Annotated in this window: 23 protein-coding genes; 8 read left to right on the top strand and 15 right to left on the bottom strand. The window is 61.1% G+C overall.

Translation table 11 applies throughout. The features are described from left to right. Positions 1-64: 64 nt before the first annotated feature. Both R1A29_RS04070 and R1A29_RS04065 read left to right on the top strand, forming a co-directional pair. Positions 65-361: a DUF1244 domain-containing protein gene (locus tag R1A29_RS04070; protein WP_438300719.1), complete on the top strand. Its 297-nt coding sequence runs from the start codon at positions 65-67 to the stop codon at positions 359-361. Further along, positions 354-692, top strand: a complete 339-nt coding sequence (locus tag R1A29_RS04065) for a HopJ type III effector protein (RefSeq protein WP_438300718.1) — start codon at positions 354-356, stop codon at positions 690-692. The genes R1A29_RS04070 and R1A29_RS04065 overlap by 8 nt, the downstream gene beginning before the upstream one ends. Before the next feature lie 64 nt (positions 693-756). On the opposite strand, the gene trxB is transcribed toward R1A29_RS04065, so the two are convergent. After that, positions 757-1,719: a thioredoxin-disulfide reductase gene (gene trxB / locus R1A29_RS04060; protein WP_085711762.1), complete on the bottom strand. Its 963-nt coding sequence runs from the start codon at positions 1,717-1,719 to the stop codon at positions 757-759. Between the two features lie 312 nt (positions 1,720-2,031). On the opposite strand from trxB, the gene cysZ reads away from it, so the two are divergent. Both cysZ and R1A29_RS04050 read left to right on the top strand, forming a co-directional pair. Then, on the top strand, positions 2,032-2,784 hold the full coding sequence (cysZ, locus tag R1A29_RS04055) for a sulfate transporter CysZ (protein ID WP_114881439.1): 753 nt from the start codon (positions 2,032-2,034) through the stop codon (positions 2,782-2,784). Positions 2,785-2,826: 42 nt separating this feature from the next. Further along, complete coding sequence (locus R1A29_RS04050) at positions 2,827-4,047, top strand: glycosyltransferase family 4 protein (protein WP_438300717.1); 1,221 nt, start codon at positions 2,827-2,829, stop codon at positions 4,045-4,047. Here the strand turns inward: R1A29_RS04050 and R1A29_RS04045 are convergent. The 3 genes from R1A29_RS04045 to R1A29_RS04035 all read right to left on the bottom strand — a co-directional run bounded on the left by R1A29_RS04045 (position 4,016) and on the right by R1A29_RS04035 (position 6,368). Next, positions 4,016-5,119: an NADH:flavin oxidoreductase gene (locus R1A29_RS04045; RefSeq protein WP_438300716.1), complete on the bottom strand. Its 1,104-nt coding sequence runs from the start codon at positions 5,117-5,119 to the stop codon at positions 4,016-4,018. The genes R1A29_RS04050 and R1A29_RS04045 overlap by 32 nt on opposite strands. Positions 5,120-5,277: 158 nt before the next feature. Further along, positions 5,278-5,760 carry a glutathione peroxidase gene (locus R1A29_RS04040; protein ID WP_007959082.1) on the bottom strand — a complete coding sequence of 161 codons (483 nt, stop codon included), beginning with the start codon at positions 5,758-5,760 and terminating at the stop codon, positions 5,278-5,280. 122 nt (positions 5,761-5,882) lie between these two features. Beyond that, positions 5,883-6,368, bottom strand: coding sequence for an FKBP-type peptidyl-prolyl cis-trans isomerase (locus tag R1A29_RS04035; protein ID WP_085711766.1), 486 nt, complete (start codon positions 6,366-6,368; stop codon positions 5,883-5,885). Here R1A29_RS04035 and R1A29_RS04030 point away from each other — a divergent pair. From R1A29_RS04030 to R1A29_RS04020, 3 genes are all read left to right on the top strand, one after another. Then, entirely contained in the window at positions 6,337-6,663 is a 327-nt protein-coding gene (locus R1A29_RS04030; protein ID WP_085711877.1) for a DUF3565 domain-containing protein, read from the top strand. The genes R1A29_RS04035 and R1A29_RS04030 overlap by 32 nt on opposite strands. A gap of 61 nt (positions 6,664-6,724) precedes the next feature. Further along, a complete protein-coding gene (gene pta / locus R1A29_RS04025; protein ID WP_119426715.1) occupies positions 6,725-8,824 on the top strand; it encodes a phosphate acetyltransferase in 2,100 nt (699 codons plus the stop codon). Positions 8,825-8,828: 4 nt separating this feature from the next. Continuing rightward, positions 8,829-9,734: an acyltransferase gene (locus R1A29_RS04020; protein ID WP_438300714.1), complete on the top strand. Its 906-nt coding sequence runs from the start codon at positions 8,829-8,831 to the stop codon at positions 9,732-9,734. A gap of 494 nt (positions 9,735-10,228) precedes the next feature. Here R1A29_RS04020 and cysN read toward each other — a convergent pair whose 3' ends face one another. From cysN to R1A29_RS04000, 4 genes are all read right to left on the bottom strand, one after another. Beyond that, complete coding sequence (gene cysN / locus R1A29_RS04015; protein WP_248743952.1) at positions 10,229-12,127, bottom strand: sulfate adenylyltransferase subunit CysN; 1,899 nt, start codon at positions 12,125-12,127, stop codon at positions 10,229-10,231. 53 nt (positions 12,128-12,180) lie between these two features. Next, positions 12,181-12,522 (bottom strand): four helix bundle protein, encoded by a 342-nt coding sequence (locus tag R1A29_RS04010; protein ID WP_438300713.1) that lies wholly within the window; start codon positions 12,520-12,522, stop codon positions 12,181-12,183. Positions 12,523-12,626: 104 nt separating this feature from the next. Next, positions 12,627-13,544 carry a sulfate adenylyltransferase subunit CysD gene (cysD, locus tag R1A29_RS04005; protein WP_007953546.1) on the bottom strand — a complete coding sequence of 306 codons (918 nt, stop codon included), beginning with the start codon at positions 13,542-13,544 and terminating at the stop codon, positions 12,627-12,629. A gap of 148 nt (positions 13,545-13,692) precedes the next feature. Then, positions 13,693-14,451, bottom strand: a complete 759-nt coding sequence (locus tag R1A29_RS04000) for a Nif3-like dinuclear metal center hexameric protein (protein WP_438300712.1) — start codon at positions 14,449-14,451, stop codon at positions 13,693-13,695. A 103-nt stretch (positions 14,452-14,554) separates the two neighbouring features. On the opposite strand from R1A29_RS04000, the gene algW reads away from it, so the two are divergent. Continuing rightward, entirely contained in the window at positions 14,555-15,709 is a 1,155-nt protein-coding gene (algW, locus tag R1A29_RS03995; protein ID WP_114881433.1) for a Do family serine endopeptidase AlgW, read from the top strand. Positions 15,710-15,758: 49 nt separating this feature from the next. On the opposite strand, the gene hisC is transcribed toward algW, so the two are convergent. The 7 genes from hisC to R1A29_RS03960 all read right to left on the bottom strand — a co-directional run bounded on the left by hisC (position 15,759) and on the right by R1A29_RS03960 (position 21,623). Beyond that, positions 15,759-16,811, bottom strand: coding sequence for a histidinol-phosphate transaminase (gene hisC, locus R1A29_RS03990; RefSeq protein WP_438300711.1), 1,053 nt, complete (start codon positions 16,809-16,811; stop codon positions 15,759-15,761). A gap of 2 nt (positions 16,812-16,813) precedes the next feature. Then, positions 16,814-18,139 (bottom strand): histidinol dehydrogenase, encoded by a 1,326-nt coding sequence (gene hisD, locus R1A29_RS03985; protein ID WP_085711773.1) that lies wholly within the window; start codon positions 18,137-18,139, stop codon positions 16,814-16,816. 125 nt (positions 18,140-18,264) lie between these two features. After that, entirely contained in the window at positions 18,265-18,900 is a 636-nt protein-coding gene (gene hisG / locus R1A29_RS03980) for an ATP phosphoribosyltransferase (RefSeq protein WP_007953554.1), read from the bottom strand. A 127-nt stretch (positions 18,901-19,027) separates the two neighbouring features. Further along, positions 19,028-20,293, bottom strand: coding sequence for a UDP-N-acetylglucosamine 1-carboxyvinyltransferase (gene murA, locus R1A29_RS03975; protein WP_114881431.1), 1,266 nt, complete (start codon positions 20,291-20,293; stop codon positions 19,028-19,030). 22 nt (positions 20,294-20,315) lie between these two features. Beyond that, the gene (locus tag R1A29_RS03970; protein WP_096818978.1) at positions 20,316-20,555 is read right to left on the bottom strand and encodes a BolA family protein; all 240 of its coding nucleotides are present in this window, start codon (positions 20,553-20,555) and stop codon (positions 20,316-20,318) included. A gap of 115 nt (positions 20,556-20,670) precedes the next feature. Continuing rightward, a complete protein-coding gene (locus tag R1A29_RS03965) occupies positions 20,671-20,976 on the bottom strand; it encodes an STAS domain-containing protein (protein ID WP_438300710.1) in 306 nt (101 codons plus the stop codon). Beyond that, positions 20,973-21,623 (bottom strand): MlaC/ttg2D family ABC transporter substrate-binding protein, encoded by a 651-nt coding sequence (locus R1A29_RS03960; RefSeq protein WP_438300709.1) that lies wholly within the window; start codon positions 21,621-21,623, stop codon positions 20,973-20,975. Before R1A29_RS03960 ends, R1A29_RS03965 begins: the two co-directional genes overlap by 4 nt. Positions 21,624-21,626: the final 3 nt, after the last annotated feature.

The raw sequence follows: 21,626 nt of genomic DNA, 5'->3' as shown, positions 1-21,626 counted from the left end.
ACCCCATATTTCAGAATCTTGCAGCTCGGAGCTTGCCGCTCTCAGCTGTCTCGAAGAGACTTCCATGACCGAACAACAACGCCTCGAACTCGAAGCCGCCGCCTTCCGCCGGCTGGTCGCCCACCTGGACAGCCGCAAGGATGTGCAGAACATCGACCTGATGAACCTTTCCGGGTTCTGCCGCAATTGCCTGTCGAAGTGGTACAAGGCCGCCGCCGACGAGCGCCAGATCGAGGTCAGCCTCGACGATGCCCGGGAAGTGGTTTACGGCATGCCGTTCGCCGAGTGGAAAGCCCAATATCAGCAAGAAGCCAGCGCCGAACAACAAGCGGCGTTCGCCAAAGGAAAACCCAATGAGTGATCTGAACACCCTGCGCGCCAGCCTCAAGAGCGGCGAACACGTTTTTGCCGACACCTTGTCCTTCATCGCCGCCGGCTACGATTATCAGCCTCAGGCGTTCAACAACGGCGGTGTGGAAAACGCCGCCGGGCAGAACGAAGGCTCGTGCAAGACGTTGGGTCTGGCGCTGCTGGAAGGCTTGAGCGATGAAGAAGCGCTGCTGGCGTTCGGCGAACACTACCGTTCGGTTGTGGCAACGCCTGAAGGCAGCGATCACGGCAATATCCGTGCGCTGATCCAGCACGGTCTGGCCGGTGTGAAGTTCGACGCGCAGCCGCTGACCCGCCGCTGATTCCCGAGCGAATCGCAGGTACAAAAAAACCGGCCAATTGGCCGGTTTTTTTATGTCTTCGATCTTAGAACGAAGCGTTCTGCAGATCGTCCAGGTAACGCTCGGTGTCCAGTGCCGCCATGCAGCCGGCGCCGGCCGAGGTGATGGCCTGACGGTAAACGTGGTCGGCCACGTCGCCGGCAGCGAAGATGCCTTCGACGCTGGTCGCGGTGGCGTTGCCTTCACGGCCGCCCTGAACCACCAGGTAACCGTCCTTCAGCTCCAGCTGACCTTCGAACAGCGAGGTGTTCGGGGTGTGGCCGATCGCGATGAACACGCCGTCGACCTTGATTTCGTCGAAGCTGCCGTCGTTGTTCTTCAGACGCGCACCGGTCACGCCCATGTTGTCGCCCAGCACTTCGTCCAGGGTCGCGTTCAGTTTCAACTCGATCTTGCCTTCGGCCACACGGGCGTTGAGCTTGTCGATCAGGATCTTCTCGGCGCGGAAGGTTTCGCGACGGTGGATCAGGGTGACCTTGCTGGCGATGTTGGCCAGGTACAGGGCTTCTTCGACAGCGGTGTTGCCGCCACCGACCACGGCCACCGGCTTGTTGCGATAGAAGAAACCGTCGCAGGTCGCGCAGGCCGAAACGCCTTTGCCCATGAACGCTTCTTCCGACGGCAGGCCCAGATAACGAGCGCTGGCGCCGGTGGCGATGATCAGGGCGTCGCAGGTGTAGGTGCCGCTGTCGCCGGTCAGGCTGTACGGTTTGGAAGCGAAGTCCACGGCGTTGATGTGATCGAAGACGATCTCGGTTTCAAAACGCTCGGCGTGCTCGCGCATGCGCTCCATCAGCACCGGACCGGTCAGGCCGTGGACGTCGCCCGGCCAGTTGTCGACTTCGGTGGTGGTGGTCAGTTGACCGCCGGCCTGCATGCCGGTGATCAGCAGCGGCTTGAGGTTGGCACGGGCAGCGTAGACAGCAGCGCTGTAACCGGCAGGGCCGGAACCGAGAATGATCACTCGCGAATGACGGACTTCAGACATGAACCTGTCTCCTGTTGACCGGCCGATACATCAGGCGCGGACGCCGGACTGCCGGCGAGAATAAAAAAGGACTGTGGATAACCTTGGGGAAGGCGTGAGCTCGACAGTCCTGTAAAAAGTTGGGTGCAGCGTATCGAGGGGGGCAAGATTAAGGAAATACGGTTTAACAATCCAGCTCATAGGTGGTCTCTATGCCGACACACTGACGAGATGGACGTCTTTGTTACAGTGAATGTCGATCCCGCTGCCGCGCTTTCACGCCTTGAGCAAAGTCGGTAAGGTCGGCGCGTTTTCCCTTGCTCGGAGCACCCTATGCCCGCCCCTGTTCTCTCCGGCCCGCAATACCTGCGCGAAGGCCTGAAACTGGTCCTGAGTCCTGGCCTGCGCCTGTTTGTGCTGCTGCCGCTGGCGATCAACCTGGTGCTGTTCGTCGGATTGATCTATTTCGCCGGCCACCAGTTCAGCCTGTGGGTCGATTCCCTGATGCCGTCACTCCCCGACTGGCTGAGCTTTCTGAGCTACATCCTGTGGCCGCTGTTCGTGGTGCTGGTGGCGTTGATGGTGTTCTTCACTTTCACCATGCTCGCCAACGTGATCGCCGCGCCGTTCAACGGCTTTCTCGCGGAGAAAGTCGAAGTCGTGGTGCGCGGCACCGACGATTTCCCGGCCTTCAGCTGGGGCGAACTGATTGCAATGATTCCGCGCACCCTCGCCCGTGAAATGCGCAAGCTCGGCTACTTCCTGCCCCGGGCCATCGGCCTGTTCATCCTGTCGTTCATCCCGATGGTGAACATTATCGCCGCGCCGCTGTGGCTGCTGTTCGGCGTATGGATGATGGCGATCCAGTACATCGACTACCCGGCGGACAACCACAAGCTGGGCTGGAACGAGATGCTCGCCTGGCTGCGCCAGAAGCGCTGGCAGAGCATGAGCTTCGGCGGGATCGTTTACCTGGCGCTGCTGATCCCGGTGGTGAACATCCTGATGATGCCCGCTGCCGTGGCCGGGGCTACGCTGTTCTGGGTGCGCGAACGCGGTGCCGAAAACCTCGTGACTCAACGCTGAGCGCACGTCACAAATCCATCATCCGAACGTCACAAGCGCGACATGGCCTCAGCCGACACTGAGGCCATGACGACAGCTCTACATATCACCCTGATCAGCGAAACCTTCCCACCGGAAATCAACGGCGTGGCCAATACCCTTGGCCGCTTGTGCGACGGCTTGCGCGCGCGCGGGCATCGGGTGGAACTGGTGCGGCCGCGTCAGGGGGACGATCCTCAGCGCACTGAGGACGACGCGCTGCTGTTGTGCCGCGGCTGGCCACTGCCGGGTTATCCGGGGTTGCAGTGGGGTCAGTCGTCGATGCACAAGTTGCTGCGCCGCTGGACACGTCAGCGCCCGGACGTGCTGTACATCGCCACCGAAGGTCCGCTCGGGTTGTCGGCACTGCGCGCGGCACGTCGTCTGGGCATCGCCGTGGTCAGTGGTTTCCACACCAATTTCCAGCAGTACACCAATCAGTACGGTCTCGGCCTGCTGACGCGTTTGCTGACCCACTATCTGCGCTGGTTCCACAATCGTTCGGCACTGACCCTGGTGCCGAGCGTCAGCCAGCGACTGGAACTGGAACGGAGGCATTTCGATCGTCTGGCGCTGCTGTCGCGGGGCGTCGACAGCCAGTTGTTCCACCCGACCAAACGCCTGAACGGCTTGCGTGAGCAATGGGGACTGAACGAGCAGGACATTGCCGTGATTCACGTAGGACGCCTGGCGCCCGAGAAGAACCTTGGCCTGCTCAAGCGCTGCTTCGACAAGCTCGCCAGTGCTTATCCACAGCGCAATCTGAAACTGATCATCGTCGGTGACGGACCGCAACGGGTGGCACTGGAAAAGGAATTGCCCGACGCGATCTTCTGCGGCTCGCAACGCGGCGAAGCCCTGGCGGCGCACTATGCGTCCGGCGATCTGTTCCTGTTTCCGAGCATGACCGAGACCTTCGGCAACGTCGTGCTGGAGGCACTGGCCTCAGGTCTTGGCGTGGTGGCCTACGATCAGGCAGCGGCTGCGCAGCACATTCGCCACGGCTACAACGGCGTGCTGGCAATGCCGGGGGATGAAGAGGCGTTTTGCGATGCAGCGCAGTGGCTGCTGGAAGAGGGTGAAACCTTGCGCTGCGTCCGATTGAACGCCCGCCAACATGCCAGTCGTCAAGGCTGGGCGGCCATCATCGAGCAGTTTGAAAACCATTTGCAGGGAGCTTGCCGCGACCTGCGCGACAAGCCCCCCACGGCAATCAAACCAGCGTCATCAACGCCTCACGGCTGAACGGCAGAATGTCCTGCTCGCGGCCTTCGCGCACTTTCTGCGCCCAGTCCGGATCGACCAGCAGCGCACGGCCCACGGCCACCAGATCGAACTCGTCGTTGTTCAGGCGCTCCAGCAGCTTTTCCAGGCTGGCCGGTTGCGCCACTTTGTCGGTGTTGACCATGAACTGCAGGAACTCGCCATCGAGGCCGACGCTGCCGACGGTGATGGTCGGTTTGCCGGTCAGCTTGCGGGTCCAGCCCGCCAGGTTCAGTTCGGAACCCTCGAATTCCGGTTCCCAGAAACGGCGCGTCGAGCAGTGGAAAATGTCCACGCCAGCGTCGGACAACGGCTTGAGGAACTCGCCCAGCGCCTCCGGGGTTTGCACCAGACGCGCGGTGTAGTCCTGCTGCTTCCACTGCGAGAAGCGGAAGATGATCGGGAAGCCCTCGCCCACGGCAGCACGCACAGCCTGGATCAGCTCGATGGCGAAACGCGAACGGTTGGCCAGGCTGCCGCCGTATTCGTCGGTGCGCTGGTTGCTGCCTTCCCAGAAGAACTGGTCGATCAGGTAACCGTGGGCGCCGTGAATCTCCACGCCGTCCATGCCGATGCTCCGGGCATCTTTGGCGGCCTGGGCGAAAGCCGCGATCACGTCCTGGATGTCCTGCCTGGTCATGCCGTGCACCACGACCTGACCGTCCTTGAGTTTCTCGGTCGGGCCATAACCCGGCACGCTGGCATCCGGCTCAGTGCCGATGCGGCGAACGCTGCCGACGTGCCACAGTTGCGGGACGATCTTGCCGCCCTCGGCGTGCACCGCGTCGACGACTTTCTTCCAGCCGGCCAGTGCCGCGGCACCAAAGAACTGCGGCACATTCGGGTAGCCGTTGGACGCCTGATGCCCGACAGTGGTGCCCTCGGTGATGATCAGGCCGACACCGGCCGCCGCGCGACGACGGTAGTACTCGATCACTTTGGAATTGGGTACGCCACCCGGAGAGAACGAACGGGTCATCGGCGCCATGACCACACGGGTCGGCAGTTCGAGGGCACCGAGCTGGAACGGTTTGAACAAGGCTTGAACAGGCATGGGAGGCTCCACGAAAAATTGATCGACGGGCATTGAATTCAATATGACGGCGATAATATGCGGAGTTCCAACAGTGTCATAGCACTATTGATCTGAATGATTAAGGGTCAAAAGGCAGGCAAAAAAAATCGCAGCTCGATGGCTGCGATTTTCGCGTTTCAGCTCAGGGCTTTTTCAATCGCCGTGATCACCGAAGGATCATCCGGCGCCGTGCGCGGCGAGAAACGGGCCAGTACGCGACCGTCCTTGCCGAGCAGGAATTTCTCGAAATTCCAGGTGATGTCGCCGGGAAATTCGGCGCCCTCGCCCGCCAGCAGACGGTAGAGCTGATGGCGATCGTGGCCGTTGACTTCGAGCTTCTTCGACAACGGAAAACTCACGCCATAGTTGAGGCTGCAGAATTCCTGAATTTCCTGCTCGCTGCCCGGTTCCTGACCGGCAAACTGGTTGCACGGCAGGCCCAGCACGCTGAAGCCTTTGCCCTTGTATTGCTGATAGAGGTTTTCCAGCGCCGCGTACTGTGGGGTCAAGCCGCATTTGGAGGCGACGTTGACCACCAGCACGACTTGGCCCTTGAAGGGTGCCAGCGGTAGCTCCTGACCATCCAGGGCTGTCAACTTAAGGTCGTGAAAAGCACTCATGACGAACTCCAGATTCCCGTGTTCTACTCGAAACAGCCACTTGGCGAGACTACCAAGGACAGCCGCGGACTAAAAAGGCGCCCTCGGGCGCCTCTCCAGTTCTCTGAGCTTAGCGCAGAAAATCAGTGGTGATGGCCACCTTCGCCATGGACGTGACCATGAGCGACTTCTTCCTGGCTGGCGTCACGGATGGCAACGACCTTCACTTTGAAGTTCAGGCGCTGACCGGCCAGCGGGTGGTTGCCGTCGACGGTCACGTCGTCGCCGTCCAGATCACGGATGGTGACGATCTGCATCTGGCCGTCCGGCGCCGAAGCGTGGAACTGCATGCCGACTTCCAGCTCGTCGACGCCTTCGAACATGCTGCGGCTCAGGGTGCTGACCAGTTCGGCCGAGTACTCGCCGTAGGCATCTTCCGGCTCAACGGAAACTTCCAGCTCGTTGCCGACTTCCTTGCCTTCCAGGGCTTTTTCCAGGCCCGGGATGATGTTGCCTGCGCCATGCAGGTAAACCAGCGGAGCGCCGCCGGCGGAGCTGTCGATGACCTCACCAGCGTCGTTGGTCAGGGTATAGTCGATGGAGACAGCCTTATTGGCGGCGATCAGCATGGGGCGAGACCTTTTGCATAAGAATATAGAAAGGCCAAGTTTAGCGAAGCAATCGCTCGAAAGCGAACACAACCCTGACAAACGGGATTCGACGATCACAGGCTTCCATCAGGACGAGGACGGTCACTGGGTGGCCGAGCTCTCCTGCGGCCACACCCAGCATCTGCGCCACCAGCCACCCTGGCAGTCGCGGGCATGGGTGCTGGATGCAACGCAACGTATTGAAAAAATAGGCCAACCCTTTGCTTGCGGTTGGTGCGCTCAAGGCGCGGTTAGCGCTAACCTTGACGCCTGAAAAATCGGTGGAAGGCCAGCCATAGGCCCACGCCCTTGCCATGCACCCTTAGAGAATCCGCATGCAAACTTTTTTTATCGCGCCCACCGATTTTGGTGTGGGTCTGACCTCCATCAGCCTCGGGCTGGTGCGTACCCTGGAACGGGCCGGGCTGAAAGTCGGCTTCTTCAAACCGATTGCCCAGCCGCATCCGGGTGATACCGGCCCTGAGCGCTCCACCGAACTGGTGGCCCGCACCCACGGCCTGAAACCGCCGCAGCCGCTGGGTCTGGCTCACGTCGAACGGATGCTCGGCGACGGTCAGCTCGACGAGTTGCTCGAAGAAATCATCGCGCTCTACCAGCAGGCAGCCATCGGCAAAGATGTACTGGTCGTCGAAGGCATGGTGCCGACCCGCAGCGCCAGCTATGCCGCACGGGTCAACCTGCACCTGGCCAAGAGTCTGGATGCCGAGGTAATTCTGGTCTCGGCCCCGGAAAACGAAGTGCTGACCGAACTGTCCGGCCGCGTCGAGTTGCAGGCGCAATTGTTCGGCGGTCCGAAAGACCCGAAAGTCCTCGGCGTGATCCTCAACAAGGTCAAGACCGACGAAAGCATGGACGCCTTCGCCGCGCGCCTGAAAGAGCATTCGCCCTTGCTGCGCAGCGGTGATTTCCGCCTGCTGGGCTGCATTCCGTTCCAGCCCGAACTCAACGCCCCGCGCACCCGCGACGTCGCCGACCTGATGGGCGCCCAGGTGCTCAACGCCGGCGACTACGAAACCCGGCGCATGACCCGGACCATCATTTGTGCGCGCACGATGCGCAACACCGTGGACCTGCTCAAGCCCGGCGTGCTGGTGGTGACCCCGGGTGACCGCGACGACATCATCCTCGCCGTCAGCCTCGCCGCCATCAATGGCGTACCGCTGGCCGGCCTGTTGCTGACCAGTGACACCCTGCCCGATCCACGCATCATGGACCTGTGCCGTGGCGCATTGCAGGCTGGCTTGCCGGTGTTGTCGGTGAGCACCGGCTCCTACGACACCGCCAACCTGCTCAACGGCCTGAACAAGGAAATCCCCGTCGATGACCGCGAACGCGCGGAGATCATCACCGATTTCGTCGCCAGTCACCTGGATGCCAAGTGGCTGCATCAGCGCTGTGGTACGCCGCGAGAAATGCGCCTGTCTCCAGCCGTGTTCCGCTATCAATTGATTCAACGCGCCCAGGCCGCCAACAAACGCATCGTCCTGCCCGAAGGCAGCGAACCCTTCACCGTGCAAGCGGCGGCGATCTGTCAGGAGCGTGGCATTGCCCGTTGCGTGCTGCTGGCCAAACCGGCAGATGTCGAAGCCGTCGCCCGTGCCCAGGGCATCGTGTTGCCGCCGGGGCTGGAAATCCTCGATCCGGATCTGATCCGCGAGCGCTACGTCGAACCGATGGTGGCCCTGCGCAAGAGCAAAAGCCTCAACGCGCCGATGGCCGAGCAGCAGTTGGAAGACACCGTGGTGATCGGCACCATGATGCTGGCGCTGGATGAAGTCGACGGACTGGTTTCCGGCGTCATCAACACCACCGCCAACACCATCCGCCCGGCCCTGCAACTGATCAAGACGGCGCCGGGCTGCACCCTGGTGTCGTCGGTGTTTTTCATGCTCTTCCCCGAAGAAGTGCTGGTCTACGGCGACTGCGTGATGAACCCGCACCCGAGCGCCGCCGAACTGGCAGAGATCGCCCTGCAAAGCGCCGACTCGGCCGCCGCGTTCGGCATCACGCCACGGGTGGCGATGATCAGCTACTCCAGCGGTGAATCCGCCACCGGCGAAGAAGTCGAGAAAGTCCGCGAAGCCACCCTGCTCGCCCACGAACAACAGCACTCGCTGCTGATCGACGGGCCGCTGCAGTACGACGCCGCCGCCAACGAAACCGTGGCCCGGCAACTGGCGCCGAACAGCCAGGTGGCCGGCCGCGCCACGGTATTCGTGTTCCCCGACCTGAACACCGGCAACACCACCCACAAAGCCGTGCAACGCAGCGCCGACTGCGTCAGCCTCGGCCCGATGCTGCAAGGCCTGCGCAAACCGGTGAACGATCTGCCGCGCGGCGCGCAGGTCGACGACATCGTCTACACCATCGCCCTGACTGCGATTCAGGCTGCCAACCGACCTCTGGATATCTGACCCGATGCTGGCTTTTCTCCCTGCCCCTCTGCGCGGCGTGATCGCCGCGCTGCTGTTGGCGCTGAACACGATCCTGCTGTGCTCGTTCCTGTTTCTGGTCGCACTGATCAAAGTGCTGCCGTTCGACCTCGCACGCCGCGCCTCGCGCTGGCTGATGAGCCACACCCACGAAGCCTGGATCAGCAACAACAAAGGCTGGATGAACCTGGTGCGCCGCACCCGCTGGCACCTCAGCGGCCTGCAAGGCCTGGACTATCAACACTCGTACCTGATCACCAGCAACCACCAGAGCTGGGTCGACATCCTCGTGCTGCAATACGTGCTGAACCGACGCATCCAGCCACTGAAATTCTTCCTCAAACAGGAACTGATCTGGGTGCCGGTGATCGGCCTGGCGTGGTGGACGCTGGGCTTTCCGTTCATGAAACGCTATTCGAAAGCCTATCTGGAGAAGCACCCGGAAAAGAAAGGCAAAGACCTGGAAACCACCCGCAAGACCTGCGCGAAATTTCGCGACAACCCGGTGGGCATCTTCAACTTCGTCGAAGGCACACGCTTCACCGAAGGCAAGCACGCGCAGCAGCAATCACCGTTCAAATACCTGCTCAAGCCCAAGGCCGGCGGCATTGCCTTCGTGCTGGATGCAATGGGCGAACAGCTGGAATCAATCGTCAACGTGACCATCCACTACCCGGGCGGACATCCCGGCTTCTGGGACCTGCTGTGCGGCAACGTGCGGGACGTGGTGGTGCATTTTGAAGAACTGCAAATCCCGCCGCAGTTCATCGGCAAGAACTACGACCAGGACGGCGAATACCGCCTGCAATTCCAGGGCTGGATCAACCAGCTGTGGCAGGACAAGGATGCATTGCTGGAGCAGATGCATCGCGAATATCCAAACCACCGCTGATTACCATGAGGGAGCCCCTGACAGAACAGGCCGGCCGTCAGGCTGGCTCCCACAGGAAAGCAGTTCGCTATTGGCTTTTCGCTTCCCACCACTCAACACGATGAGCGTTAGCTCGAGTACCGCTTTTGACGTACCGGCCCCATCGGAAGGCTGAGTGGAGGGGGTCATCCGGGGGTGGGCGCGCAGCGCCGTTTGGCGAAGCCAAACACATCGAGAGGAGGTGCAGCGAAGCAAACCGTAGGCGATGCCCCCGGATGAGTCCCGTAACGAAGGAACACCGAGCCTAGGCGAGGTGCCGAACGCAGGGGCCCAGCCTTTTGGTTACTTTTTGGCGTTTGAAAAAGTGACCCGCTGTAAAAGCGGAACCGCCAGCCGCAACACCCGAAGAAACGGATATACACTCCAACCAACCCAAAAAAAGCCCGCCGATGATTGCTCATCGGCGGGCTTTTTCTTGCAGCTTGAAGCTGGAAGCTTGCAGCTGTTTTTCTGGCTTAAATCGCGCCACGCTTACGCAGCAGATCCAGCACTTGCTTCACACCCTCTTCCAGCGACAGCGACTGGGTATCGATCACCAGATCAGCATCCAGCGGCACGTCATACGGGAAGGACTCACCCGGAATGTTATCGCCACCCGCAGCATACAACCCTTGCGGATCACGCTCGGCGCAAACAGTCGGCGAAGCCTGGACATAAACCGTCAGCAGACGCTCCTTGCCGATCAGGTCCCTCGCCTGTTCACGACCCTCAGCGCTCGGCGCCACAAACGCAGCAAGCGTCAGCAGGCCGGCTTCGTTGAACTGACGCGCCACATGCGCGGCACGACGCCAGTTCTCGGTGCGACCGGCGCGATCCTGCGGCAGACCTTTATTCAGGTCGTGACGCAGGTTCTGGCCGTCGAGTACAAACACCGCACGCCCCATGTCGAACAGCTTGCGCTCGACCGCGTAGGCCAGCGTGCTTTTACCCGCGCCCGACAGACCGCTGAACAGCACGGTGGCCGGTTGCTGACCGAAACGCTGGGCGCGCTCGGTGGTCGCTACATGGGCCAGTTTGCCGTGATGGGTGGCAGTGCCATGAGCCAGCGGCTGGGCGACGATCATGCCGGCGCCGACGGTGCCGTTGGTCAAACGGTCGATGACGATGAACGCGCCGGTAGTGCGGTTGCTGTCGTAACCGTCGAGGGCGATCGGCGCATCGAGCGCGATCTTCACCTTACCGATTTCGTTGAGCTGCAACGCGCTCGCCGGGCCTTCCTCGAGGGTGTTGACGTCGACCTTGTTGACGATGCTGGCAATGGAGCCCGGCACGTAACTGGTGGCGCGCTTGATGTCGTATTTCTTGCCCGGCAGCATCGGCTCCTCAGCCATCCAGACCAGCATCGCTTCGAAACTGTCGGTCACCGGCGGAACGTTGTCGGCGTGTACCAGCAGGTCGCCACGGGAGATATCGATCTCGTCTTCCATGGTCAGCGTCACCGCCTGACCCGGGCCGGCATGCTCCAGCTCACCTTCGAAGGTGACGATGGATTTCACGCGGCTGCTCTTGCCCGACGGCAGGACCACGACTTCGTCGCCTTTCTTGACGATGCCGCTGGCCAGGGTGCCGGCGAAGCCGCGGAAGTTCAGGTTCGGACGGTTGACGTACTGCACCGGGAAACGCAAATCGGTGAAGTTGCGGTCGCCCGCCACTTCCACGGTCTCGAGGATTTCCATCAGCGACTGGCCGGTGTACCACGGCGAGCGCTCGGACTTGTTCACCACGTTGTCGCCCTTCAGGGCGGACATCGGCACGAAGTGCATGCTGGTCGGCTTCATCTTCAAGCCTTCGGCGAACTTCAGGTAGTCGGCCTTGATCGACTCGAACACGCCCTGATCGAAGCCCTTCAGGTCCATCTTGTTGATGGCGACAACGATGTGCTTGATGCCCAGCAGGGAGGCGATGAAGCTGTGGCGACGGGTCTGGGTCTGCACGCCGTAACGGGCGTCGACCAGGATGATCGCCAGGTCACAGGTGGAAGCACCGGTGGCCATGTTGCGGGTGTACTGCTCATGGCCGGGGGTGTCGGCGATGATGAATTTGCGCTTGGCGGTGGAGAAATAGCGGTAAGCGACATCGATGGTGATGCCCTGCTCGCGCTCGGCCTGCAGGCCGTCGACCAGCAATGCCAGGTCGATGTCGTCACCGGTGGTGCCGACTTTCTTCGAATCACGGGTAATGGCTTCGAGGTGATCTTCGTAGATCATCTTCGAGTCGTGCAGCAGGCGCCCGATCAGGGTGCTCTTGCCGTCATCGACGTTACCGCAGGTCAAAAAGCGCAGCAGTTCTTTACGTTCGTGCTGGCCCAGGTAGGCGAGGATGTCCTCGCTGATCAAATCAGATGCGTGGCTCATTGCATTCAAGCTCCGAGCTGTAAGCTTCAAGCGGCAAGCTTGTCGGCGTACAGCTAGTCAGAAATTTTGTTGATCAACCCGCCCAGCATTCGAGAAAGCTCGCGAGTTTCCATAATCCAGTTTTCAGCCAGCGGGGCAGCGATGTATGCAATGTCTCGAGCGATAAGGACCTGGGTTCGCAACTCCCCACAAGAGCCTTTAGCAACCCAAAGAAAATGAATTTTCTCTCTGGCACTACGACGCTCCATGCCTTCAGCGATATTGGAAGGCACTGAGAGTGCTGAGCGGGTGATTTGATCCTTGAATCCAAAATCCCCACATCGTGCAAACTCTCTGTAGATCTCTACCGCCAAACATTTGCTTCGCTGCCAGACAACCAGCTTCTCGAAATCCATTACGAGCCATCCGATTCCGGCTCACAGCAACCGACTGCAAGCACCAAACTGCAAAGTTACGCATACCGCCTTTAACTCGCAGCTTGCGGCTTGTAACTCGAAGCTTAAAAGTACCCTTGACGTTTCTTGTCTTCCATCGAGCCGGCGCCATCGTGGTCGATGACACGGCCCTGGCGCTCGGAAGTTCGCGTCAGGAGCATTTCCTGAATGATGTCCGTCAGGCTTTCGGCCTCGGACTCCACCGCGCCCGTCAACGGGTAGCAGCCAAGGGTACGGAAACGCACTTTCTTTTTGACGATGCGCGCCTTGTCCTCATCGGACAGGTGCTCGAGGATGCGCTCGTCGTCGATCATGATCAGCGTGCCGTTCTTCTCGATCACTTCGCGTTCGGCGGCGAAGTACAGCGGAACGATCGGGATGCCTTCGAGGTAGATGTATTGCCAGATGTCCAGCTCGGTCCAGTTCGACAACGGGAATACGCGGATGGATTCGCCCTTGTTGACCTTGCCGTTGTAGACGTTCCACAGCTCCGGACGCTGGTTCTTCGGATCCCAGCGGTGCTTGCTGTCGCGGAACGAGTAGACGCGCTCCTTGGCGCGTGACTTCTCTTCATCGCGACGGGCACCGCCGAAAGCGGCGTCGAAACCATGCTTGTCGAGTGCCTGCTTCAGGCCCTCGGTCTTCATGATGTCGGTGTGTTTGGCGCTGCCGTGGGTGAACGGGTTGATGCCCTGCGCAACGCCATCCGGGTTGACGTGGGTGATCAGGTCCAGGCCCAGCTCTTCGACCATCTTGTCGCGGAACTTGTACATCTCCTGGAATTTCCAGCGGGTGTCGACGTGCATCACCGGAAACGGCAGTTTGCCCGGGAAGAACGCCTTGCGTGCCAGATGCAGCATCACGGCGGAGTCTTTACCGATGGAGTACAGCATCACCGGGTTGTCGAACTCGGCGGCCACCTCGCGGATGATGTGGATGCTTTCCGCCTCCAGCTGTTTCAGATGCGTCAGTTTGTCGACCATGGCTACTCACGAAAGCTTTCTTATGAACGGCCAGCGGGCCGTGTTCGAGCGGGGAATCCTAGCACAGCGCCCTTCTTCTAATCAGGGCGCGGACTAGAACGAAAGAGCATATGAATATGCCCGCCCGTTCGGGTGCTTTCAGGGAAAGTCAGATCGGATTCGGGCAGTCGATGAAGATGTGTTCCAGGGCAAACCGCTTCGCCAGATAATCGCCCAGCGCCTGCACGCCGTAGCGCTCGGTGGCGTGGTGGCCGGCGGCGATGAAGCTGATGTCGTTTTCCCGGGCACTGTGGAACGTCTGCTCGGACGCCTCGCCACTGATGAACAGATCGACGCCGGCGGCAATGGCGTTGTCGATGTAGCCCTGGCCGCCGCCGGTGCACCAGCCGACCCGGCGAATCATCGCGCTGCCCTCGATCAGCAGCGGCTCGCGGCCCATGCGTTCCTGCACGCGACGGGCGAAGTCGCGGGCGGTCACCGGCTCGTCCAGCGAACCGACCAGCCCGACGATCTTCAGGTTATCCGGGTCCAGCGGCCCTTCGACAGTGATGTCGAGCTGCCGGGCCAGTTGCACGTTGTTGCCGACGTCCGGGTGCAGATCCAGCGGCAGGTGATAGGCCAGCATACTGATGTCGTGCTTGAGCAGGGTTTTCAGGCGCCGCTGCTTCATGCCGGTGATGCACGGGTTCTCGCCCTTCCAGAAGTAACCGTGATGCACCAGCACCAGATCGGCCTCGGCTTCGACGGCGGCATCGAGCAATGCCTGGCTGGCGGTGACGCCGCTGACGATGCGCATCACCTGCGGACGGCCCTCGACCTGCAGGCCGTTGGGGCAATAATCGGCAATTTTCGCACTGCCGAGGTAGCGGTCGGCTTCTTCGATCAGGGTACTGAGGGCAACGGCCATGAAAGACTCCTGAAAATCCCGTTCAGAGGCGCGCGCGGCCTCGTATAATGCGCGACATTATGGGCGGTCTGACCCCGCCTGCAACTTTTCCAGGACGTGCTTAATGCTCAAGGCGCTGCGTTTTTTCGGCTGGCCACTGTTGGCCGGTGTGCTTATCGCTCTGTTGATTATTCAGCGTTACCCGCAGTGGGTCGGGCTTCCGAGCCTCGACGTCAACCTGCAACAGGCTCCGCAGACCACCAGCGTGCAACAGGGGCCGGTGTCCTACGCCGACGCGGTGGTGATTGCCGCGCCGTCGGTGGTCAACCTCTACACCACCAAAGTCATCGCCAAACCGGCGCATCCGCTGTTCGAGGATCCACAGTTCCGCCGTTTCTTCGGTGACAACTCGCCGAAACAGAAGCGCATGGAGTCGAGCCTCGGCTCCGGCGTGATCATGAGCCCGGAAGGCTACATCCTGACCAACAACCACGTCACCACCGGCGCCGACCAGATCGTCGTGGCGCTCAAGGATGGCCGTGAAACCCTGGCCCGGGTGATCGGCAGCGACCCGGAAACCGACCTGGCGGTGCTGAAGATCGACCTGAAAAACCTGCCGGCGATCACCGTCGGTCGCTCCGACAACATCCGCATCGGCGACGTCGCACTGGCCATCGGCAACCCGTTCGGGGTCGGCCAGACCGTGACCATGGGCATCATCAGCGCCACTGGCCGTAACCAACTGGGCCTGAACAACTACGAAGACTTCATCCAGACCGACGCGGCGATCAACCCCGGCAACTCCGGCGGCGCACTGGTGGATGCCAACGGCAACCTCACCGGCATCAACACCGCGATCTTCTCCAAGTCCGGTGGCTCGCAAGGCATCGGCTTTGCAATCCCGGTGAAGCTGGCAATGGAAGTGATGAAGTCGATCATTGAGCACGGTCAGGTGATTCGTGGCTGGCTGGGGATCGAGGTGCAACCGCTGACTCAGGAACTGGCCGAGTCGTTTGGTCTGTCCGGGCGTCCGGGGATTGTGGTGGCGGGGATTTTCCGCGACGGCCCGGCACAGAAGGCCGGCCTGCAACTGGGTGACGTGATTCTCAGCATCGACGGCGAACCGGCCGGCGATGGCCGCAAATCGATGAACCAGGTGGCGCGGATCAAGCCGACCGACAAGGTCACGATCCAGGTGATGCGCAATGGCAAGGAGTTGAAGCTGACCGCCGAGATCGGTCTGCGTCCGCCGCCGGCGCCAGTGAAAGAAGAAGAGTAAGTACAAAAAAAGATGGGAGCACATTCGCTCCCATCTTTTTATCGGCCAGTCACAGGTCGCCGAGACCGTCGATCAACGCCTGATTCTGCTCCGGCGTACCGATCGAGATCCGCAGGAACTGGGCAATCCGCTCCTGCTTGAAGTGGCGCACGATCACACCCTGCTCACGCAGTTTGGCCGCCAGCCCGGCCGCATCGTGTTGCGGATGCCGTGCGAAGATGAAGTTGGCCGCTGACGGCAGCACTTCAAAGCCTTTGGCCTGCAACTGGGCAACCACCCATTCGCGACTCTCGATGACCAGTGCACAGGTCTTGTCGAAGTATTCGCGGTCCTCGAACGCCGCCGCCGCACCGACATTGGCCATGCGATCGATCGGGTAGGAGTTGAAGCTGTTCTTGACCCGCTCCAGCGCCTCGATCAGGTCCGGATGGCCGACCGCCAGACCGACCCGCAGGCCCGCCAGCGAACGGGACTTGGACAGGGTCTGGGTCACCAGCAGGTTCGGATAACGGTCCACCAGACTGATCGCGGTCTCGCCGCCGAAGTCGATGTAGGCCTCGTCGACCACCACCACCGAATCCGGACTTGCCTTGAGGATCTGCCCGACCGCTTCCAGCGCCAGCAGGCAACCGGTCGGCGCGTTCGGGTTGGGGAAGATGATCCCGCCGTTCGGTTTGGCGTAGTCCGCCGGGTTGATACGGAACTGTGCATCCAGCGGCACCGCATCGAACTTGATGCCGTACAGGCCGCAGTAAACCGGATAGAAGCTGTAGCTGATATCCGGGAACAGCAGCGGCTGATCGTGTTGCAGCAGGCCGTGGAAGATGTGCGCCAGCACTTCGTCCGAACCGTTGCCGAGGAACACCTGATTGCTCTGCATGCCGTAGTAGTTGGCGACGGCGTTTTTCAGCAGATCGCTGTTCGGGTCCGGGTACAGGCGCAGGTTGTCGTTGAGTTCAGTCTGCATCGCCGCCAGGGCTTTTGGCGACGGGCCGTACGGGTTCTCGTTGGTGTTGAGTTTGACCAGACGGGTCAGCTTCGGCTGCTCGCCCGGCACGTAAGGCACCAGATCCTTGACGAACGGGCTCCAGAATTTACTCATGTTCAGTTCCCCTTCACTTCGTCTTTGATGCGGTATTCGGCGCTGCGCGCGTGAGCACTCAGGGATTCACCACGGGCCAGGATCGATGCGGTCTTACCCAGTTCCGAAGCGCCGGCCTCGGAGCAGAAGATGATCGACGAGCGTTTCTGGAAGTCGTACACACCCAGCGGCGAGGAGAAACGCGCGGTGCCGGAGGTCGGCAGCACGTGGTTCGGACCTGCGCAGTAGTCGCCCAGGGCTTCGGAGGTGTGACGGCCCATGAAGATCGCGCCGGCGTGGCGAATCTGCGGCAGCCAGGCCTGCGGATCGGCGACCGACAGTTCAAGGTGTTCCGGAGCGATGCGGTTGGCGACTTCGATGGCCTGAGCCATATCACGCACGTGAATCAGGGCGCCACGGCCATTGATCGAGGTTTCGATGATGGTGGCGCGATCCATGGTCGGCAGCAGTTTGTCGATGCTCGCGGCGACCTTGTCGAGGAACTCGGCGTCCGGGCTGACCAGGATCGCCTGGGCGTCTTCGTCGTGCTCGGCCTGGGAGAACAGGTCCATGGCGATCCAGTCCGGATCAGTCTGGCCGTCGCACACCACGAGGATTTCCGACGGGCCGGCGATCATGTCGATACCGACCTGACCGAACACGTGGCGCTTGGCAGTCGCCACATAGATGTTGCCCGGGCCGACGACCTTGTCCACCTGCGGCACGCTTTCAGTACCGTAGGCCAGCGCTGCAACCGCTTGCGCGCCACCGATGGTGAAGACCCGGTCGACACCGGCGATGCACGCCGCCGCCAGTACCAGTTCGTTGACCTCGCCACGCGGGGTCGGCACCACCATCACCACTTCGGTGACGCCGGCGACCTTGGCCGGAATCGCGTTCATCAAGACCGACGACGGGTACGACGCCTTGCCGCCCGGCACATACAGACCGGCGCGGTCCAGCGGCGTGACTTTCTGGCCCAGCACCGTGCCGTCGGCTTCGGTGTAGCTCCAGGAGTCCTGCTTCTGTTTTTCGTGGTAGCTGCGAACGCGGGCGGCGGCTTTTTCCAGCGCTTCGCGCTGCGCCACGGTGATCCGGGTCAGAGCCAGTTCCAGACGTTCGCGCGGCAGGATCAGGTCTGCCATGGAGGCGACTTCGAGGCCATCGAATTTCTGGGTGAACTCGACCAGCGCCGCGTCACCGCGCTCGCGCACAGCCTTGATGATGTCCAGCACCCGCTGATTGACCGAGTCGTCAGACACACTTTCCCAGCTCAGCAGATGATCCAGATGATGCGCGAAATCCGGGTCAGCAGCGTTGAGTCGGCGAATTGCAGTCGGTGCGGTCATAGCGAGAGCCTCATAGGAATGGCAAAAACTCAGGCGCCCTAACTTAGCAGTCGTTTCCGCTTGGGCACCTGAGATTCTGGCTATGAGGCGGATAGACGGGCGCGACTTAACGTCGCGCAGGTACATCAGCCGCGGTGTCGAGACTCCACTGCCTTGCGCAGTGTGTCGATCAACGCCTGGATTCGGGCGTGTTGCATTTTCATCGAAGCTTTATTGACCACCAGACGCGAGCTGATCGTGGCGATCAGTTCCTGGGGTTCGAGACCGTTGGCGCGCAGGGTGTTGCCGGTGTCGACCACGTCGATGATCTTGTCGGCCAGACCGATCAGTGGTGCCAGTTCCATCGAGCCGTACAGCTTGATGATGTCGACCTGACGGCCCTGTTCGGCGTAGTAACGCTTGGCAACGTTGACGAATTTGGTCGCAACGCGCAGACGGCCCTTGGGCTCGACGGCGCCGACCTTGCCGGCGGTCATCAGCTTGCACTGGGCAATCTGCAGGTCCAGCGGCTCGTACAGACCTTGACCCGTGTATTCCATCAGCACGTCTTTACCGGCAACGCCGAGGTCGGCCGCGCCATGCTCGACATAGGTCGGCACATCGGTGGCGCGCACGATCAACAGGCGTACGTCTTCCTGGGTCGTGGGAATGATCAGCTTGCGGCTTTTGTCCGGATTCTCGGTCGGCACGATGCCCGCTTCGGCGAGAAGCGGCAGGGTGTCGTCAAGGATGCGGCCCTTGGACAGTGCGATGGTCAACATGGGAAACGTCAGTCCTTATCAAGGTACTCATGCCCGGTCGCAATCGGCGCCGGACATACATCGAGGGCGTTACCACCCCCGATCAAAACGAATTCAACGGACACTTCCCTGTGTCCAGATGCAGCGACTAGCCCGGAACGCGACGGATTTTGGCGCCCAGCATCTGCAGTTTTTCCTCGATGCACTCGTAACCACGGTCGATGTGGTAGATGCGGTCGATCAGGGTATCGCCTTCGGCCATCAGGGCCGAAATCACCAGGCTGGCCGAAGCCCGCAGGTCGGTTGCCATCACTGGCGCGCCCTTGAGGATTTCAGTGCCGGTGACGATGGCGGTGTTGCCTTCGACCTGGATCTTGGCGCCCATGCGGTGCAGTTCGTAGACGTGCATGAAACGGTTTTCGAAGATCGTCTCGATCACGGCACCAGTGCCTTCGGCAATGGCGTTGAGCGAAATGAACTGCGCCTGCATGTCAGTCGGGAACGCCGGGTACGGCGCGGTGCGCACGTTGACCGCTTTCGGGCGTTTACCGTGCATGTTCAGCTCGATCCAGTCTTCACCGGTGGTGATTTCTGCACCGGCTTCACGGAGCTTTTCCAGAACCGCTTCGAGGATGGTCGGATCGGTGTCCTTGACCTTCACGCGACCGCCGGTGACCGCAGCGGCCACCAGGTAGGTGCCGGTTTCGATACGGTCAGGCATGACCTTGTAGAAGGCTGAACCCAGACGCTCGACGCCATCGATGGTGATGGTGTCGGTACCGGCGCCGGAAACCTTGGCGCCCATGGCGTTCAGGAAGTTGGCCAGGTCGACCACTTCAGGTTCGCGGGCGGCGTTCTGCAGCACGCTGCGGCCTTTGGCCAGAGCAGCGGCCATCATGATGTTTTCGGTACCGGTCACGCTGACGGTATCGAAGAAGAAGTGCGCACCGCGCAGGCCGCCTTCAGGCGCCTTGGCCTTGATGTAACCACCTTCGACGTCGATGATCGCACCCATGGCTTCGAGGCCACGGATGTGCAGGTCAACCGGACGCGAACCGATGGCGCAACCGCCAGGCAGGGCGACTTCGGCTTCACCGAAACGGGCGACCATCGGGCCGAGCACCAGGATCGACGCACGCATGGTTTTCACCAGCTCGTACGGAGCGACCAGGGTCTTGATGGTGCGCGGGTCGATTTCGACGCTGAGCTTCTCGTCGATCACAGGCTCGATGCCCATGCGGCCGAACAGCTCGATCATGGTGGTGATGTCGTGCAGGTGCGGCAGGTTGCCGACGGTCACCGGGCCATCGCACAGCAAGGTGGCGGCCAGGATCGGCAGGGCGGAGTTCTTCGCCCCGGAAATGCGGATCTCGCCATCAAGACGAGCGCCACCGGTAATAATCAATTTATCCATAACAATCTCGACGCCCTAGGGCTCAGGTGCGCTCGGCCCAGGCCGCGCTGCTGAAAAATTTCATAGTGACCGCGTGGATGCTGCCATCGGCGATCCATGGGTTCAAATGGGCATAGATGCTTTGCTGACGCTTGACCGGGCTCAACGCCGCCAGTTCATCGCTAATCACGTTCAGCTGAAAGTTGCAGCCTTCGCCTTCAACTTCCACCCGGGTTCCGGGCAGATTTGCTTCAAGGAAGCTTTTCACTTCTACGGCCTGCATGCTCAACCTCAATCGGCGCCCTGTGCGCACGGGTCGGACATCATACAAAAAAGCCCCGCGCCTGCGAACCCCGCTGCGCAGGACTCTGACGGGGGGCTTCTTTATAGATGCGGGTTCAGGGTTGCGCCAACAGCTCGGTCAGCTCGCTGACCTGAGCAATTTCACGCATGTCTTCCGGCATCCCGCGGATGCTGACCGCCTTGCCGGCGGCTTTCGCATCGCGAATGAAGCACAGCAGCAACGACAGGCCGACGCTGCTGGACTTTTCCACTGCCGAACAATCGATCACCAATGCCGGGGCATTGCACGACTTGATCAGCGCCCGGCCTTGCTCGCGAAGGGCGGGACCGGTGCGGTAATCCAACACACCGGTGAGCTGAAGCTGACTGGCTTCGTCCAGACTAATGGCCGACTCGGTCATTGGGCAGGCTTCTCTTGTTTCTCGGCAGTCTGCTTGGCCTTGGCCACTTCGCCGGCCCAGCCGTTGATGGTCTTGTCCAGGTCGTTGCCGTTGCGCTGCATCGCGTCGGCGAACTGGTCACGGAACAGCTTGCCGATGTTGATGCCGTTGATGATCACGTTGCGCAGCTTCCACTCGCCGTTGATCTTCTCCAGCGTGTACTGAACCGGATAGATCGCGCCGTTGTTGCCCTTGACGGTCATGCCGACGCTGGTGCGGTCGCCCGACTCATCCTTCGGCGCATCGACAGTGATGCCCTGGTTGTTGTATTCCAGCAAGGCGTTGCCATAGAACTGGAACAGGCCACGCTTGAAGTTTTCCTGGAAGGTCTGCATCTGCGCCGGGCTGGCCTTGCGCGAGTACTTGACCGTCATGATGCTTTTGGAAATGCCTTCGGCATCCACCACCGGACCCACGATGGTATTCAGCGCGGTGTAGAAGTCCTGCGGGTCCTGCTTGTACTTCTCTTTATTCGCCGCCAGATCGGCGAGCATCCGGTTGGTGGTGTCCTGGACCAGATCGTGCGCCGACTGGCCGGGCGCAGCGTTCGCCAGCAGCGGCAGTGTCGCGAGCAACACCAACAGGCCACGTCGCAAGGTAGAGATCATTCA

Origin of the sequence: Pseudomonas sp. NMS19W (assembly GCF_051554255.1) — a bacterium.
GTDB lineage: Bacteria > Pseudomonadota > Gammaproteobacteria > Pseudomonadales > Pseudomonadaceae > Aquipseudomonas > Aquipseudomonas kribbensis.
Note: the sequence above shows the minus strand (reverse complement) of the source record. Positions and strands in the feature narration are given on the sequence as shown.

Bases quoted from the DNA above. Each gene is read 5' to 3' on its own strand.
- R1A29_RS04065 (WP_438300718.1), top strand. From the start codon at position 354: ATGAGTGATCTGAACACCCTGCGCGCCAGCCTCAAGAGCGGCGAACAC.
- R1A29_RS04050 (WP_438300717.1), top strand. From the start codon at position 2,827: ATGGCCTCAGCCGACACTGAGGCCATGACGACAGCTCTACATATCACC.
- cysD (WP_007953546.1), bottom strand. From the start codon at position 13,544: ATGGTCGACAAACTGACGCATCTGAAACAGCTGGAGGCGGAAAGCATC.
- R1A29_RS04035 (WP_085711766.1), bottom strand. From the start codon at position 6,368: ATGCTGATCGCCGCCAATAAGGCTGTCTCCATCGACTATACCCTGACC.
- hisG (WP_007953554.1), bottom strand. From the start codon at position 18,900: ATGTTGACCATCGCACTGTCCAAGGGCCGCATCCTTGACGACACCCTG.
- cysZ (WP_114881439.1), top strand. From the start codon at position 2,032: ATGCCCGCCCCTGTTCTCTCCGGCCCGCAATACCTGCGCGAAGGCCTG.
- murA (WP_114881431.1), bottom strand. From the start codon at position 20,293: ATGGATAAATTGATTATTACCGGTGGCGCTCGTCTTGATGGCGAGATC.
- trxB (WP_085711762.1), bottom strand. From the start codon at position 1,719: ATGTCTGAAGTCCGTCATTCGCGAGTGATCATTCTCGGTTCCGGCCCT.
- hisD (WP_085711773.1), bottom strand. From the start codon at position 18,139: ATGACCGCACCGACTGCAATTCGCCGACTCAACGCTGCTGACCCGGAT.
- R1A29_RS04070 (WP_438300719.1), top strand. From the start codon at position 65: ATGACCGAACAACAACGCCTCGAACTCGAAGCCGCCGCCTTCCGCCGG.
- R1A29_RS04010 (WP_438300713.1), bottom strand. From the start codon at position 12,522: ATGGATTTCGAGAAGCTGGTTGTCTGGCAGCGAAGCAAATGTTTGGCG.
- R1A29_RS03965 (WP_438300710.1), bottom strand. From the start codon at position 20,976: ATGACCGAGTCGGCCATTAGTCTGGACGAAGCCAGTCAGCTTCAGCTC.
- R1A29_RS04000 (WP_438300712.1), bottom strand. From the start codon at position 14,451: ATGGCCGTTGCCCTCAGTACCCTGATCGAAGAAGCCGACCGCTACCTC.
- R1A29_RS04040 (WP_007959082.1), bottom strand. From the start codon at position 5,760: ATGAGTGCTTTTCACGACCTTAAGTTGACAGCCCTGGATGGTCAGGAG.
- algW (WP_114881433.1), top strand. From the start codon at position 14,555: ATGCTCAAGGCGCTGCGTTTTTTCGGCTGGCCACTGTTGGCCGGTGTG.
- hisC (WP_438300711.1), bottom strand. From the start codon at position 16,811: ATGAGTAAATTCTGGAGCCCGTTCGTCAAGGATCTGGTGCCTTACGTG.
- R1A29_RS04020 (WP_438300714.1), top strand. From the start codon at position 8,829: ATGCTGGCTTTTCTCCCTGCCCCTCTGCGCGGCGTGATCGCCGCGCTG.
- pta (WP_119426715.1), top strand. From the start codon at position 6,725: ATGCAAACTTTTTTTATCGCGCCCACCGATTTTGGTGTGGGTCTGACC.
- R1A29_RS03970 (WP_096818978.1), bottom strand. From the start codon at position 20,555: ATGCAGGCCGTAGAAGTGAAAAGCTTCCTTGAAGCAAATCTGCCCGGA.
- cysN (WP_248743952.1), bottom strand. From the start codon at position 12,127: ATGAGCCACGCATCTGATTTGATCAGCGAGGACATCCTCGCCTACCTG.
- R1A29_RS04045 (WP_438300716.1), bottom strand. From the start codon at position 5,119: ATGCCTGTTCAAGCCTTGTTCAAACCGTTCCAGCTCGGTGCCCTCGAA.
- R1A29_RS03960 (WP_438300709.1), bottom strand. From the start codon at position 21,623: ATGATCTCTACCTTGCGACGTGGCCTGTTGGTGTTGCTCGCGACACTG.
- R1A29_RS04030 (WP_085711877.1), top strand. From the start codon at position 6,337: ATGGAGACAGCCTTATTGGCGGCGATCAGCATGGGGCGAGACCTTTTG.